The sequence below is a fragment of the Streptomyces sp. NPDC058240 genome, from assembly GCF_042882135.1.
In the GTDB taxonomy this organism is placed as follows: domain Bacteria; phylum Actinomycetota; class Actinomycetes; order Streptomycetales; family Streptomycetaceae; genus Streptomyces.
Map to the genome: position 1 here is coordinate 50,185 of NZ_JBHVWT010000041.1, position 800 is coordinate 50,984.

The window sequence follows — 800 nt, forward strand, 5'->3', positions numbered from 1 at the left end:
GTGGGGCCGGTTTTTTTGTGGGGGGGGGGGGGGGGGGGGGGGGGGGGGGGGGGGGGGGGGGGGGGGGTGGGGGGGGGGGGGGGGACCCCCCCCCCCCCCCCCCCCCGACCGATTTGGGTGGAGCCGCAGGTCCCGGCAACGGGACGGGGCTTGGGGTTGTCGCCGCACGTTGCTCTCCGGATGACCGGTAGGCCCGCTGACGGCATCGGGCTGAACACGTGCGCCGTCGTGACTGTCCGCGCCCGGGAGGCAGCGGGTGCCCGCAGACTTCGCATGTCCCCGGGGGTGTCGGTGTCGGGTTCCGGGGCTGGGCCGATGGGCGAGTTGGGCGCGGTGGGGTCGCCCGCCAGCGGTATGCCGCCTGACGGCACCGTTGAGAACACGTGCGACGGCCGCTCTTGGCAGCGCTCGGTAGCAGGGGGACTTCGCAGATCAGACAGGCCGGTGATGAGTCGGTCTGTGGTCCGGAAGGTGCTTCAGGCTTTTCCGTGCGTCGCTGTTGCCGTTCGAGGTAGGCGGCTCGTCGGCAGGCCGACGAGCAGAGAGGGCGGCGCTGTCCGATACGCATCCTCATGATTTTCCTGCAGATCCGGCAGCGTTCCCGGCGCCACTGGCTGGCGGGGTAGCGCTTTCGGTATCTCTTCTGTCGGCAGGCCCTCGAACAGGTCAGCGGCTTGACGCCGAAGCTCGCTTTGGACTGTATGGGGACTCTGCTGCCCAATTCACTGCGGGGGTGAGGGCGGGTCCGCGATGATCGTTCGCGAGGTCGCTTTTCCGTCGTGCGGCCGTGGAGGCGGTAC